12 protein-coding genes are annotated in these 13,220 nt (G+C 67.3%); 6 read left to right on the top strand and 6 right to left on the bottom strand.

Annotation, left to right across the window (positions count from 1 at the left end; all coding sequences use genetic code 11):
- Window positions 1–93: 93 nt before the first annotated feature.
- Together ACN6LD_RS07380 and ACN6LD_RS07375 are read right to left on the bottom strand one after the other, a co-directional pair.
- Window positions 94–1,176 carry an inositol-3-phosphate synthase gene (locus ACN6LD_RS07380; RefSeq protein WP_445042730.1) on the bottom strand — a complete coding sequence of 361 codons (1,083 nt, stop codon included), beginning with the start codon at window positions 1,174–1,176 and terminating at the stop codon, window positions 94–96.
- A 44-nt stretch (window positions 1,177–1,220) separates the two neighbouring features.
- On the bottom strand, window positions 1,221–1,904 hold the full coding sequence (locus tag ACN6LD_RS07375) for a PadR family transcriptional regulator (protein WP_319188045.1): 684 nt from the start codon (window positions 1,902–1,904) through the stop codon (window positions 1,221–1,223).
- 362 nt (window positions 1,905–2,266) lie between these two features.
- Between ACN6LD_RS07375 and ACN6LD_RS07370 the strand changes: the two genes are divergently transcribed.
- Window positions 2,267–4,948, top strand: coding sequence for a transglycosylase domain-containing protein (locus ACN6LD_RS07370; RefSeq protein WP_445042729.1), 2,682 nt, complete (start codon window positions 2,267–2,269; stop codon window positions 4,946–4,948).
- A 142-nt stretch (window positions 4,949–5,090) separates the two neighbouring features.
- The gene (locus tag ACN6LD_RS07365; protein ID WP_445042728.1) at window positions 5,091–6,590 is read left to right on the top strand and encodes a glycosyltransferase family 87 protein; all 1,500 of its coding nucleotides are present in this window, start codon (window positions 5,091–5,093) and stop codon (window positions 6,588–6,590) included.
- Between the two features lie 80 nt (window positions 6,591–6,670).
- Here ACN6LD_RS07365 and ACN6LD_RS07360 read toward each other — a convergent pair whose 3' ends face one another.
- The 3 genes from ACN6LD_RS07360 to ACN6LD_RS07350 form a co-directional block, all read right to left on the bottom strand.
- Window positions 6,671–7,702 (bottom strand): alanine racemase, encoded by a 1,032-nt coding sequence (locus ACN6LD_RS07360; protein WP_306950460.1) that lies wholly within the window; start codon window positions 7,700–7,702, stop codon window positions 6,671–6,673.
- A 103-nt stretch (window positions 7,703–7,805) separates the two neighbouring features.
- A complete protein-coding gene (gene femX, locus ACN6LD_RS07355; RefSeq protein WP_319188038.1) occupies window positions 7,806–8,927 on the bottom strand; it encodes a peptidoglycan bridge formation glycyltransferase FemX in 1,122 nt (373 codons plus the stop codon).
- A 216-nt stretch (window positions 8,928–9,143) separates the two neighbouring features.
- The gene (locus ACN6LD_RS07350; protein ID WP_057576590.1) at window positions 9,144–9,455 is read right to left on the bottom strand and encodes a hypothetical protein; all 312 of its coding nucleotides are present in this window, start codon (window positions 9,453–9,455) and stop codon (window positions 9,144–9,146) included.
- 287 nt (window positions 9,456–9,742) lie between these two features.
- Between ACN6LD_RS07350 and rpsF the strand changes: the two genes are divergently transcribed.
- The 4 genes from rpsF to rplI all read left to right on the top strand — a co-directional run bounded on the left by rpsF (window position 9,743) and on the right by rplI (window position 11,501).
- Window positions 9,743–10,033 carry a 30S ribosomal protein S6 gene (gene rpsF, locus ACN6LD_RS07345; RefSeq protein WP_006604399.1) on the top strand — a complete coding sequence of 97 codons (291 nt, stop codon included), beginning with the start codon at window positions 9,743–9,745 and terminating at the stop codon, window positions 10,031–10,033.
- Window positions 10,034–10,109: 76 nt separating this feature from the next.
- Entirely contained in the window at window positions 10,110–10,718 is a 609-nt protein-coding gene (locus tag ACN6LD_RS07340) for a single-stranded DNA-binding protein (protein WP_445042727.1), read from the top strand.
- Between the two features lie 81 nt (window positions 10,719–10,799).
- The gene (gene rpsR, locus ACN6LD_RS07335) at window positions 10,800–11,036 is read left to right on the top strand and encodes a 30S ribosomal protein S18 (protein WP_020130672.1); all 237 of its coding nucleotides are present in this window, start codon (window positions 10,800–10,802) and stop codon (window positions 11,034–11,036) included.
- An 18-nt stretch (window positions 11,037–11,054) separates the two neighbouring features.
- Window positions 11,055–11,501 carry a 50S ribosomal protein L9 gene (gene rplI / locus ACN6LD_RS07330; RefSeq protein ID WP_319188035.1) on the top strand — a complete coding sequence of 149 codons (447 nt, stop codon included), beginning with the start codon at window positions 11,055–11,057 and terminating at the stop codon, window positions 11,499–11,501.
- 138 nt (window positions 11,502–11,639) lie between these two features.
- On the opposite strand, the gene ACN6LD_RS07325 is transcribed toward rplI, so the two are convergent.
- Window positions 11,640–12,977 (bottom strand): MATE family efflux transporter, encoded by a 1,338-nt coding sequence (locus ACN6LD_RS07325; protein WP_445042726.1) that lies wholly within the window; start codon window positions 12,975–12,977, stop codon window positions 11,640–11,642.
- Window positions 12,978–13,220 lie beyond the last annotated feature (243 nt).

Raw genomic sequence — 13,220 nt, 5'->3', positions numbered from 1 at the left:
GGCACAGCTTCACACAAGGGAAGGGTCCCCGGGTCGGATGACCCGGGGACCCTTCTCAGCCCTGGCAGGAGCGAATTTCCGTGCGGGGTCGGGCTAGCGCTCGACCTCGCCACGGATGAACTTCTCGACGTTGGCGTAGGCCTCGTCGTCGAAGTACTGGACCGGCGGGGACTTCATGAAGTAGCTCGACGCCGACAGGATCGGGCCACCGATGCCGCGGTCCTTCGCGATCTTCGCGGCGCGCAGGGCGTCGATGATGACACCCGCGGAGTTCGGGGAGTCCCACACCTCGAGCTTGTACTCGAGGTTCAAGGGGACATCGCCGAAGGCACGGCCCTCGAGGCGGACGTACGCCCACTTGCGGTCGTCCAGCCAGGCCACGTAGTCCGAGGGGCCGATGTGGACGTTCTTCTCGCCCAGCTCGCGGTCGGGGATCTGCGAGGTGACGGCCTGCGTCTTCGAGATCTTCTTGGACTCGAGGCGGTCGCGCTCCAGCATGTTCTTGAAGTCCATGTTGCCGCCGACGTTGAGCTGCATGGTGCGCTCGAGTCGGACACCGCGGTCCTCGAACAGCTTGGCCATCACACGGTGCGTGATGGTCGCGCCGACCTGGGACTTGATGTCGTCGCCGACGATCGGGACGCCCGCCTCGGTGAACTTGTCCGCCCACTCCTTGGTGCCGGCGATGAAGACCGGGAGGGCGTTGACGAACGCGACCTTGGCGTCGATGGCGCACTGGGCGTAGAACTTCGCCGCGTCCTCGGAGCCGACGGGCAGGTAGCAGACGAGGACGTCGACCTGACGGTCCTTGAGGATCTGGATCACGTCGACCGGGGCCTCGGCGGACTCCTCGATGGTCTCGCGGTAGTACTTGCCGAGACCGTCCAGGGTGTGGCCGCGCTGGACCGTGACGCCCTTGTTCGGGACGTCGCAGATCTTGATCGTGTTGTTCTCGCTGGCGCCGATGGCGTCCGAGAGGTCGAGGCCGACCTTCTTCGCGTCGACGTCGAAAGCCGCGACGAACTCGACGTCGCCGACGTGGTAGTCCCCGAACTGCACGTGCATCAGGCCCGGCACCTTGGCCGCCGGGTCGGCGTCCTTGTAGTACTCGACGCCCTGCACCAGCGATGCCGCGCAGTTGCCCACGCCGACGATGGCTACGCGAACCGAACCCATTCCGGTTGCTCCCTGTGTGTACGAGTGAGGCCCTGAGTGGGCGCTCACGTGGCGGTGTCGTCGGGCGAATCCGCCCCGGGGGTGTCCCCGGGACGGGGCAGGACGCCCGTCGATCCAGATGTGGTGTCTTGCTGAGCGGGCCCCCCGGAGTCGGAACCCTTCAGGTCCCGTCCGGCCCGCTCGCTCTCGATGAGCTCGTTCAGCCAGCGCACTTCGCGCTCCACGGACTCCATTCCGTGGCGCTGGAGCTCAAGCGTGTAGTCGTCGAGGCGCTCCCGTGTGCGCACCAGGGAGGCGCGCATCTTCTCGAGGCGCTCCTCCAGCCGGCTGCGGCGGCCCTCCAGCACGCGCATGCGCACATCACGTGACGTCTGCCCGAAGAAGGCGAAACGAGCGGCGAAGGTCTCGTCCTCGTACGCGTCGGGGCCCGTCTGCGAGAGCAGTTCCTCGAAGTGCTCCTTACCCTCCGCCGTCAACCGGTAGACGATCTTGGCGCGCCGCCCGGTGAGGGGAGCGGCGAGGGCGTCCTCGGAGGTGTGCCCCGGCTCCTCGATCAACCAGCCGTTGGCGACCAGCGTCTTGAGGCAGGGGTACAGCGTGCCGTAGCTGAACGCACGGAACACGCCCAGTGACGTATTGAGTCGTTTGCGCAGCTCATAGCCGTGCATCGGGGACTCGCGGAGCAGCCCGAGGACGGCGAACTCGAGGATCCCGGAACGCCGGCTCATCGTCGCCTCCCCTCGGTCCGTCTCGGCTTATGTCGCTCTGATGTATCGACTCGATACATCACGACGATAGAACGACCTTCCGGATGGGACAAGAGGGGAAACGGTGAACGGGATCACATCCCCGATTAGTTGGAGGCAGGTTGTCTGATTTGGGGTGAAGTTTGGGGCTAGGCGGGTTTTGGCGGTGCGTAGTCTGTGCGCCATGCACACCACCGGGACCCATGAGACGCCGGGGGGCGTCGAGGTCCTCGGTGCAGTACGGGTGAATACGCGACCGACCGCGTCCGTACTTTGGGGGGACAGGAAACCAGCCGCCTTTTCCAGGCGCGCACGGATGCGCCTGCCCGAGGAGTAATCGTTCGATGAGCGAGCACCGTCGCAAACCGCCGCAGCCGCAGGGAGGCGGACGTGCCGCGGCCCGACGCGGCCAGTCCGGACCGTCCTCCGGCCGCCGCGCGGCACCGCGAGGCGCCACCGGATCTCCCTCCGACTACGGCTTGGGGCAAGGAGTCGGAGGCGAGGAGCAGCCGTTCGGCAGCCGTGCCGACGCCCGACGCACGCCCCAGAGGAACGCGGGCGGCCGGCGTAGAGCAGCCGAGCCCGCGGGAGGCCGCCGTGGCGGCTCCACCGGCCCGGGCCGGGGCAGAGGGCGTGCCACGCCCGACCGGAAGCGTCTGGTCGACTATCCGCGCGCTGGGAAGGACGGCTGGCAGCGCTGGGTGCCGTCCTGGAAGCTCGTCACCGGACTGTTCGTCGGTTTCGTCGGCAGCCTGGTGGCCGTGGCCGGCATCGGGTACGCGATGGTGGGCATCCCGGACATCGCCAAGACGGCGACGGCCCAGAACAACGTCTACTACTGGAAGGACGGCAGCCAGATGGTTGCCACCGGTGGGGAGACGAACCGGCAGAACATCGACCTCTCGCAGATCCCTGAGGAGATGCGCTGGGCGGTGATCTCGCAGGAGAACAAGACCTTCTACGACGACAGCGGCATCGACCCCAAGGGCATCGCCCGCGCCGTTTTCAACATGGCCAGGGGCGGACAGACGCAGGGTGGATCCACGATCACCCAGCAGTACGTCAAGAACGCGATGCTCAACGACCAGTCGCAGACGATCTCCCGCAAGTTCAAGGAGATCTTCGTGTCCATCAAGGTGGGCGCCGAGGTCGACAAGAACCAGATCATGGCCGGCTATCTGAACTCGGCGTACTACGGGCGCAACGCCTACGGCATCCAAGCCGCGGCTCGCGCCTATTTCGACAAGGACGCGATCAAGCTCAACCCGGGTGAGTGCGCCTTCCTGGCCGCCATGCTCAAGGGCGCCACGTACTACGACCCGGCCGGCGCCACCTCCGTCGACCCGGTCGGCGCCACGCCCGCCGCCAACAGCAAGCGGGCCCTGCGCCAGATGCAGGACACGCTCGACAAGATGGTCGAGTACGACCATCTGGACGCTTCGGTGCGGGCCAAGTACATGACCCTGCCCGCGTGGGAGAACCCCCGGTCGAACACCGACCTCAAGGGCCAGGTCGGCTATCTCGTCGACCTCGCCAACGGATACCTGGTCACCAACAGCAAGAAGACCGGGATCACCCAGGACTCGCTGCAGCAGGGCGGCTACTCGATCTACACGACCTTCGACAAGGACAAGGTCACGAAGCTCGAGGACGCGGTCAAGAAGGTCCAGAAGGACAACATCAAGCCGAAGCAACGCCCGGACACCGACACCCACGTGCAGTTCGGCGGGGCGTCCGTGGAACCGTCCACCGGCGCCATCCGGGCCGTCTACGGCGGTGAGGACGCCACCAAGCACTTCACCGACAACGCCGACCAGACCGGCGCGCAGGTCGGTTCGACGTTCAAGCCGTTCGTGCTGGCGGCCGCGATGACCTGGGGCGTGCGCGATCCGGATCAGGGGTCGTCGCAGGCGCAGGACGAGCGCACCATCGTCTCGCCGAAGAGCCTGTTCAGCGGCAAGAACAAGCTCAAGATCGAGAACTATGACGGCACGGTCTGGAAGAACGAGAAGGGCGAGGAGTGGCTGCAGACGAACGACGGCAACGTCTCCCTCGGTACCCCGCCCAAGTTCAAGATCGACCTGCGTGAGGCCATGCGCGAGTCGGTGAACTCCGCCTTCGTGCAGCTGGGCATGGACGTCGGGCTGGAGAAGGTGAAGGACTCCGCGATGAAGGCGGGTCTGAAGCCGTCCAGCCTGACCAACAGCGGCTTCCCGTCGTTCTCCATCGGCATCTCCGACCCGAGCGCGATCCGGATGGCGGGCGCCTACGCCACCTTCGCCGCCAGCGGCAAGCAGCGCGATCCGTACTCCGTGGAGAAGGTCACCAGCGAGAAGGGTCAGATCTTCACGCACGAGAACGAGACGAATCAGGCATTCACCGACAAGGTCGCCGACAACGTCACGGACGTGCTGAAGACCGTGGTCGAGAAGGGCACCGGCACCAACGCCCAGCTGCCCGGCCGAGAGGTCGCGGGCAAGACCGGTACCACCGACGGCAACAAGTCGGCCTGGTTCGTGGGCTACACCCCGCAGCTGTCGACCGCGGTGAGCATGTTCCGCTATGACGACGACGAGTCGAACAAGAACCGTACGTTCCTGGAGATGTTCGGAACGGGTGGCCAGAAGAAGATCCACGGCGCCTCGTTCCCGGCGCAGATCTGGCACGACTACATGGCCGAAGCATTGAAGGGCACCCCGGCGAAGGACTTCCCGGAGCCCGAGCCCATCGGCGAGGTCGTGAACGCGGAGCCGTCGCCGTCGCCGTCCCCGTCGGCTTCCGAGACCGAGGAAGAGAAGCCGTCGCCGTCGCCGTCGCCCAGTGAGCCCTCGATCGAACCCTCGCCCTCCACGTCGGAGACCTGCAACCGCTTCTTCGGCTGCGACGACGAAAGCAACGGCGGGACGAACAACGGGAACGGAAACGGCGGTAATGGCGGTAACGGCGGCAGCAGTCCGTCGCCGAGCACGTCGGAGACCCAAGGTGACAACAGAGGTACCGGGTTCTTCGGGGGCCCAGCCGGTTAGCCGTCGATCGGCCGGCTCGTAGTCCGGCTTGGGTGTTTCACGTGAAACATGCGCATGTTTCACGTGAAACGAGGGCCGCTCCACCGCACCAGGTGGGGCGGCCCTCGGCGTTTACCTAGGTCTGTACGGCAGGATGTCGCCCATGCCCAGTGCAGAATCGACGCCGGCCCGCGTGAACGAGCCGGATCCGGTAAAGCCGACCAGCGACGACCCGGTGGCCGCGGCCGGCAGTGAGCTGATCGGCGGCCCCCTCGGCCGACGAGCCCTGCTGGGGACGTCCTGGTGGACCCCTGTGCGGATCATCGCGCTCGTGGCGATCGGAATGTTCGCCCTAGGACTGATCCAGAAGGCTCCCTGCTACAACGGCGGCTGGTTCTTCGGCGCCAGCTCCCAGTACACGCACGCCTGCTACTCGGACATCCCGCACCTCTACCAGGGGCGTGGTTTCGCCGACGGACTCGTGCCGTACTTCGACAAGCTCCCCGGCGACATGGACTACCTCGAGTACCCGGTGCTGACCGGTGTGTTCATGGAGGTGGCCGGCTGGCTGACGCCGGGCAGCGGCAGCATCCAGGACCAGGAGCAGTGGTACTGGATGGTCAACGCCGGGATGCTGATGGCGTGCGCCGCCGTCATCGCCGTGTGTGTGACCCGGACGCACGCGCGGCGGCCGTGGGACGGCCTGCTGGTCGCCCTGGCGCCCGCCGTCGCTCTGACCGCGACCATCAACTGGGACCTGCTGGCGGTCGCTCTGACGGCCCTGGCCATGCTCATGTGGTCTCGGGGGCGGGCGCTGGCGTTCGGCCTCCTGCTGGGCCTCGCCACAGCCGCCAAGCTCTACCCGGTCTTCCTGCTCGGCCCGCTGTTCGTGCTGTGCTGGCGTGCCGGGAAGTGGCGGGACTTCGGCAAGGCGCTGGGAGGCGCGGTCGTGGCCTGGCTCGTGGTGAACCTGCCGGTCATGCTCTTCGCCTTCGAGGGTTGGTCCAAATTCTACCGGTTCAGCCAGGAGAGGGGCGTCGACTTCGGCTCCTTCTGGCTGATCCTGGCCCAGAACTCCAGCGACCCGCTCACCACCGACAGCGTCAACACGCTCGCCACGCTCCTGGTCGTGCTGTGCGCCGTGGGCATCGCGGCGCTCACGCTGACCGCGCCGCGCCGGCCGCGCTTCGCTCAGCTGGCCTTCCTGATCGTCGCGGCCTTCATCCTGACCAACAAGGTCTACTCGCCTCAGTACGTCCTGTGGCTGGTGCCGCTGGCGGTGCTCGCCCGGCCGAAGTGGCGGGACTTCTTGATCTGGCAGGCGTGCGAGGTCGTGTACTTCCTGGGCATCTGGATGTACCTCGCGTACACGACCAGCGGCGACGCCCACAAAGGCCTGCCGACCGACGGCTACCACTGGGCCATCGGCGTCCACCTGCTGGGAACGCTCTATCTATGCGGCGTGGTGGTGCGCGACATCCTGATGCCGGAACGGGACGTGGTGCGTCTGGGCGGCGACGACGATCCCTCGGGCGGGGTGCTCGACGGAGCGGAGGACGTCTTCGTGTTGGGCTCGGCCGCCCATCCGCCCCGGCATGCTTCCCACTTCGACGGACCCCAGGTGGACTGGGGCAAGCAGGACGTCATCGACAGTTCGCCGTGAGCGAACACCGCACTGCGCGGACGTGACAGAGGCCGTACGCGGTGGTTCCGCGTACGGCCTCTGTGCTGTCCGTAAGCCGCTCAGCGGTCCACGAGCCGGTCGAACTGGGTGGTGGTGTGCCGCAGATGGGCCACCAGCTCGTCGCCGACGTGCGGCTCCGGCGCATCCGAGGGCACGAACAGGATGGACACCTGCATGTGCGGCGGCTCGGCGAACCAGCGCTGCTTGCCGCCCCAGACGAACGGCGAGAGGTTCCGGTTCACGGTGGCGAGACCGGCGCGTGCGACGCCCTTGGCGCGCGGCATGACGCCGTGCAGGGCCTTGGGGGCCTCCAGGCCCACCCCGTGCGACGTACCGCCCGCCACGACCACCAGGAAGCCGTCGGAGGCGGCCTTCTGCTGCCGGTAGCCGAAGCGGTCCCCCTTGGCGACCTTGGTGACGTCCAGGACCGCGCCGCGGTACTCGGTGGCGTCGTGGTCCCCGAGCCACAGCCGCGTGCCGATCCGGGCGCGGAAGCGGGTCTGCGGGAACTGCTGCTGCAGCCGGGCGAGTTCGTCCGCCTTGAGATGGCTGACGAACATCGTGTGCAGCGGCAGACGGGCCGCCCGCAGCCGGTCCATCCAGCCGATGACCTCCTCGACGGCGTCTGAGCCGTCGGTGCGGTCCAGCGGCAGGTGGATGGCGAAGCCCTCCAGCCGGACGTTCTCGATGGCCGCGTGCAGCTGAGGCAGGTCCTGCTCGCTGATGCCATGCCGCTTCATCGAGGACATCACCTCGATGACCACACGGGCCCCCACGAGGCCGTACACGCCGTCGACCGACGAGACCGAGCGCACCACCCGGTCGGGCAGCGGAACGGGCTCCTCACCGCGCCGGTAGGGCGTCAGCACCAGGAGGTCGCCGCCGAAGAAGTCCTTGATGCGCGCGGCCTCGTACGTCGTGCCGACGGCGAGGACGTCCGAACCCAGCCGGGTGGCCTCCTCCGCCAGCCGGTCGTGCCCGAAGCCGTAGCCGTTGCCCTTGCAGACCGGTACGAGCCCCGGGAACTGCTCCTGCACGTGCTTGTGGTGCGCCCGCCAGCGCGCGGTGTCGACGTAGAGCGTGAGCGCCATGGCCGGACCTGGGACCTTTCTCGTGGCTGCGGTGTGGGGGAAGTGCGTCAGTCAGCGGTGTCAGAGGTGTTCAGAGACATGCAAGCACTGAACGTGACTGACGTCAGCGGCGCGACATGTAGATGTCGAGCGCCTTGTGGAGCAGCTTGTTCAGCGGGAAGTCCCACTCGCCGAGGTACTCGGCGGCCTGGCCGCCCGTGCCGACCTTGAACTGGATCAGGCCGAAGAGATGGTCGGTCTCGTCCAGCGAGTCGGAGATGCCGCGCAGGTCGTAGACGGTGGCGCCGAGCGCGTAGGCGTCGCGCAGCATGCGCCACTGCATGGCGTTCGACGGACGGAACTCACGGCCGATGTTGTCGGAGGCGCCGTAGGAGTACCAGACGTGCCCGCCGACGATCAGCATCGTGGCCGCAGAGAGGTTCACGCCGTTGTGGCGGGCGAAGTACAGCCGCATCCGGTTGGGATCCTCGGAGTTGAGGGCCGACCACATGCGCTGGAAGTACGACAGCGGGCGCGGCCGGAAGTGGTCGCGCAAGGCCGTGATCTCGTACAGACGCTGCCATTCCTCGAGATCGTGGTAACCGCCCTGGACGACCTCGACGCCGGCCTTCTCGGCCTTCTTGATGTTGCGGCGCCACAGCTGGTTGAAGTTCTTGTGGACCTCTTCGAGGGAACGGTTCGCCAGCGGCACCTGGTAGACGTAGCGCGGCTGGACGTCGCCGAAACCGGCTCCGCCGTCCTCGCCCTGCTGCCAGCCCATTCGGCGCAGCTTGTCGGCCACCTCGAAGGCGCGCGGCTCGATGAAGTCGGCCTCGATGTCGCGCAGTCGCTTCACGTCCGGGCTCTGAATGCCGGCCTTGATCGAGGTGGCCTCCCAGCGGCGGATGATCACCGGCGGACCCATCTTCACCGAGAACGCGCCCTGCTGCTTGAGGTGCGCGAGCATCGGTTCCAGCCACTCGGTGAGATTCGGCGCGTACCAGTTGATGACCGGGCCCTCGGGCAGATAGGCCAGGTAGCGCTTGATCTTGGGCAGCTGGCGGTAGAGGACGAGACCCGCGCCGACCAGTTCCCCGGTCCGCTCGTCGAACCAGCCGAGGCTCTCCGAGCGCCACTCGGCCTTGACGTCGGCCCAGGCCGGAACCTGCATGTGGCTCGCCGACGGCAGGCTCTGGATGTATGCCAGATGCTGCTCGCGGCTGATCGTCCTCAGGGTCAGGCTCATTCGGGGCGCTCCTCGGGCTGGTGTGTCCCCATCCGTTCAGGGGCTCCGGCTCTCGCGCCGAAGCCTACTGCGCCTTTCGAGCGGCCTGACTGGGCGTAGGGAACCTGCGCCCCGGCCCGCGCGCGGCCGGGGCGTTCCGTCTGGGTTCGTGGGTGTTCCGGGTGTCCTACGGGACGCAGGGGACCCGGGGCGCCGCCATCGGCGGCGCCGGCCGGGTCACCAGAGTCCGCCGAAGAGGCCGCCGTGCGCCATGCCGATGAAGAAGCCGAAGCCCGCGGCGCCGAGACCCAGGATCAGACCGAAGCGTTCACGGGTGGTCTCGGAGACCCACTGCCCGTACGCGCCCGTCAGGATCCCGACCAGGCCGGTCCAGGAACTGAGCAGATGCAGGCTGTGGAAGAACGACGTGATGAAGGCCGTCAGTCCGAGCACCAGCGTCACCGCGAGCAGCGCGTCCTGGAGCGGATGGGGTCTGCCGTCGGTGGCGAAGAGAGATCCGGCGGTATTGGGTCGCAATGCCTGTGCCATACGGCACCTCCTGCGGAAGGCGGCGCATCGTAGCGCCATACACACCCGACGTGTACAGATTGACGGTCACCCACGCCGGATTTCAACCGGAAGCGTGTGTGCAGGTAGTCTGTACCCTCTGCACCGGTGTCTGCCCAGGCCATGCCAGGGAGTCCGCCCAGCTCAGATCGAGGATGTCGCCAGCCGACCCCCGATTGTCAGTGGCGGCCGATACCGTTGCTTACGCATCACAACCCTCCTGCCACGGATCGACCGTGGCCGCTGAGTCCAAAGGAGGTGGGTTCCACATGCGTCACTACGAGGTGATGGTCATCCTCGACCCCGATCTCGAGGAGCGCGCTGTCTCCCCGCTGATCGAGAACTTCCTCTCCGTCGTCCGTGAGGGCAACGGAAAGGTCGAGAAGGTCGACACCTGGGGCCGTCGTCGTCTCTCGTACGAGATCAAGAAGAAGCCCGAGGGCATCTACTCGGTCATCGACCTGCAGGCCGAGCCTGCGGTCGTCAAGGAGCTCGACCGCCAGATGAACCTGAACGAGTCGGTCCTCCGGACCAAGGTCCTCCGCCCCGAGACCCACTGAGCTCACGCTCAGCTGATCTCGGGATTCCGAGTAGCAGCACCAGCAGCCAGCAGCAAACCCGCCGAGAGGTTCCCCCATGGCAGGCGAGACCGTCATCACGGTCGTCGGCAATCTTGTCGACGACCCCGAGCTGCGCTTCACCCCCTCCGGTGCGGCGGTCGCGAAGTTCCGTGTCGCGTCCACTCCCCGCACCTTCGACCGCCAGACGAACGAGTGGAAGGACGGCGAGAGCCTGTTCCTGACCTGCTCGGTCTGGCGTCAGGCGGCGGAGAACGTCGCGGAGTCGCTCCAGCGAGGCATGCGCGTCATCGTGCAGGGCCGGCTGAAGCAGCGGTCCTACGAGGACCGTGAGGGCGTCAAGCGCACGGTCTACGAGCTGGACGTCGAGGAAGTCGGCGCCAGCCTGCGCAGTGCCACGGCCAAGGTCACCAAGGCTTCCGGCCGCAGTGGCCAGGGCGGCCAGGGTGGTTACGGCGGCGGTGGCGGCGGCCAGGGTGGCGGTGGCTGGGGTGGAAACTCCGGCGGCGGCCAGCAGGCCGGCGGCGCTCCCGCCGACGACCCCTGGGCGACCGGCGCTCCCGCCGGTGGCAGCCAGGGCGGCGGTGGCAGCCAGGGTGGCGGCGGCTGGGGTGGAAACTCCGGCGGCGCCAGCGGCGGCGGCTACTCGGACGAACCCCCCTTCTAGGCCTTCGGGCCCGGTGCTCCGGGCCCGACCGGGTCGAAGGCGGGTCGTATCCCAACTTCTTGATCACACAGGAGAAACACCATGGCGAAGCCGCCTGTGCGCAAGCCTAAGAAGAAGGTCTGCGCTTTTTGCAAGGACAAGGTCACGTACGTGGACTACAAGGACACGAACATGCTGCGGAAGTTCATTTCCGACCGCGGCAAGATCCGTGCCCGCCGCGTGACCGGCAACTGCACGCAGCACCAGCGTGACGTCGCCACGGCCGTCAAGAACAGCCGTGAGATGGCGCTGCTGCCCTACACCGCCCAGGCGCGATAAGGGAAGGGTGACCGACAAATGAAGATCATCCTCACTCACGAGGTCTCCGGCCTCGGCGCCGCAGGCGAGGTCGTCGACGTCAAGGACGGCTACGCTCGCAACTACCTGATCCCGCGGAACTTTGCGATCCGTTGGACCAAGGGTGGCGAGAAGGACGTCGAGCAGATCCGTCGCGCTCGCAAGATCCACGAGATCCAGACCATCGAGCAGGCCAACGCTGTGAAGGCCCAGCTCGAGGGCGTCAGGGTTCGTCTGGCTGTCCGCTCCGGCGACGCCGGTCGTCTCTTCGGTTCCGTCACCCCGGCCGACGTCGCCTCGGCGATCAAGGCTTCCGGTGGCCCCGAGGTCGACAAGCGCCGCATCGAGCTCGGCTCGCCGATCAAGACCCTGGGCGCTTACGAGACGTCCGTGCGTCTGCACCCCGAGGTTGCCGCCAAGGTCAACATCGAGGTCGTCGCGGCCTGATCGCTGCACTCGCCCGGCTCGCAGAGCTGGGAATCGGCTTGAGAGCTGAGGAGGGGCCGTACCCATCGGGTGCGGCCCCTTCCGCTTGCCCGTTTCACGTGAAACCGGCTGGGCCACTCTCGGTTTCACGTGAAACGGTCAGCGTGTCGCACCGGTGATGACCCAGCGCCCCGAGCGGGCCCGCAGCCAGAGGGTGAGCATCCGCACGGCCATCATCAACGTCATCGCTCCCCATACCGCGGTCAGACCGCCGCCGAGGACCGGCACCAGCAGTGCCACGGGGGTGAAGGCAGCCAGCGTGGCCACCATCGCCCAGGCCAGATAGGGACCGTCTCCCGCGCCCATCAGTACACCGTCCAGTACGAAGACGATCCCGCAGAGGGGCTGGGCGAGCGCCACCAGGAGCAGAGCGGGCAACGCGGCGTCTTTCACCGCCTGGTCGCTGGTGAACAGCGGCAGGAAGAGCGGCCGGGTGATGACGACCAGCAGGCCGAGTGCCACACCCACGGCGATGCCCCACTCGACCATGCGGCGGCAGACGTCCCGGGCGCCTTGGGGATCATCGGCCCCCAGACAGCGTCCGATGATGGCTTGTCCAGCGATGGCGATGGCGTCGAGGGCGAAGGCGAGCAGGCTCCACAGGCCCAGAGCGATCTGGTGGGCCGCGATGTCGTCGTCCCCGAGACGGGCGGCCACAGCGGTGGCGATCATCAGAATCGCTCGCAGGGACAGCGTTCGGACCAGCAAGGGGGCTCCGGCCTGCGCAGACGCTCGGATTCCGGCGGCGTCGGGCCGCAGTGACGCACCATGACGGCGGGCTCCCCGGACCACCACCGCGAGGTAGACGACGGCCATGGCCCATTGGGCGATGACGGTTCCCCAGGCGGATCCGGCGATGCCGAGATCCGCACCGTAGACGAGAGCGACGTTCAGTGCGCCGTTGGCGATGAATCCGCCGACGGCGACGTAGAGAGGTGTCCTCGTGTCCTGAAGTCCGCGCAGAACTCCCGTCGCTGCCAGGACGACGAGCATGGCGGGGATGCCGAGGGCCGAGATGCGCAGATAGGTCGTGGCGTACGGTGCGGCCGTGTCCGATGCGCCGAAGAGGCCCACCAGGGACGGGGCCCAGGGCAGGACAGCGATGATCACGGCGGCGCCCAGCAACAGTGCCAGCCAGATGCCGTCCATGCCCTGCCGGATGGCGGCCGGAAGGTCACCGGAGCCGACACGGCGGGCAACGGCGGCCGTGGTGGCGTAGGCGAGGAAGACGAAGACGCTGACGGCGGTCGTGAGGAGGGCGGAGGCGATGCCGAGCCCGGCCAGTTGGGCGGTGCCGAGATGGCCGACGATCGCGCTGTCGGCCAGGACGAAGAGCGGCTCGGCGACGAGTGCGCCGAACGCCGGCACGGCCAGTGCGAGGATCTCGCGATCGTGCCGTCGCCGGGGAGCCTTGGCGGGCGCGGGAGCCTGTGTCATGAGCACTAATCTAATCGTCCACAGGTAAGAGACACAATTGTGTTGTGACCCTTACTCGGCGTTGCGTCCCACTCCTTCTCGCGCGCCGTTCGAAGGGATCTTGGTCCGACCGGGCAACTTTTTCTTCTGCACAGCCGGTGGATGGGGAAGTCGCAGCTCAGAAGGGTTGGACGAGAAAAATCGAGGGCTTGTTCACAGGCCTGTCCACCGGGTCGTGCACAGGTTTGGCGGAGTTCTCCACAG

It is taken from the genome of Streptomyces sp. SAS_272 (genome assembly GCF_052543235.1).
This window is presented reverse-complemented; position numbering and strand designations above follow the sequence as displayed.

Coding starts and splice junctions, on each gene's coding strand:
- ACN6LD_RS07360 (WP_306950460.1), bottom strand. CDS start 7,702: ATGGCGCTCACGCTCTACGTCGACACCGCGCGCTGGCGGGCGCACCAC.
- femX (WP_319188038.1), bottom strand. CDS start 8,927: ATGAGCCTGACCCTGAGGACGATCAGCCGCGAGCAGCATCTGGCATAC.
- ACN6LD_RS07350 (WP_057576590.1), bottom strand. CDS start 9,455: ATGGCACAGGCATTGCGACCCAATACCGCCGGATCTCTCTTCGCCACC.
- ACN6LD_RS07325 (WP_445042726.1), bottom strand. CDS start 12,977: ATGACACAGGCTCCCGCGCCCGCCAAGGCTCCCCGGCGACGGCACGAT.
- ACN6LD_RS07375 (WP_319188045.1), bottom strand. CDS start 1,904: ATGAGCCGGCGTTCCGGGATCCTCGAGTTCGCCGTCCTCGGGCTGCTC.
- rpsF (WP_006604399.1), top strand. CDS start 9,743: ATGCGTCACTACGAGGTGATGGTCATCCTCGACCCCGATCTCGAGGAG.
- rpsR (WP_020130672.1), top strand. CDS start 10,800: ATGGCGAAGCCGCCTGTGCGCAAGCCTAAGAAGAAGGTCTGCGCTTTT.
- ACN6LD_RS07370 (WP_445042729.1), top strand. CDS start 2,267: ATGAGCGAGCACCGTCGCAAACCGCCGCAGCCGCAGGGAGGCGGACGT.
- ACN6LD_RS07380 (WP_445042730.1), bottom strand. CDS start 1,176: ATGGGTTCGGTTCGCGTAGCCATCGTCGGCGTGGGCAACTGCGCGGCA.
- ACN6LD_RS07365 (WP_445042728.1), top strand. CDS start 5,091: ATGCCCAGTGCAGAATCGACGCCGGCCCGCGTGAACGAGCCGGATCCG.
- rplI (WP_319188035.1), top strand. CDS start 11,055: ATGAAGATCATCCTCACTCACGAGGTCTCCGGCCTCGGCGCCGCAGGC.
- ACN6LD_RS07340 (WP_445042727.1), top strand. CDS start 10,110: ATGGCAGGCGAGACCGTCATCACGGTCGTCGGCAATCTTGTCGACGAC.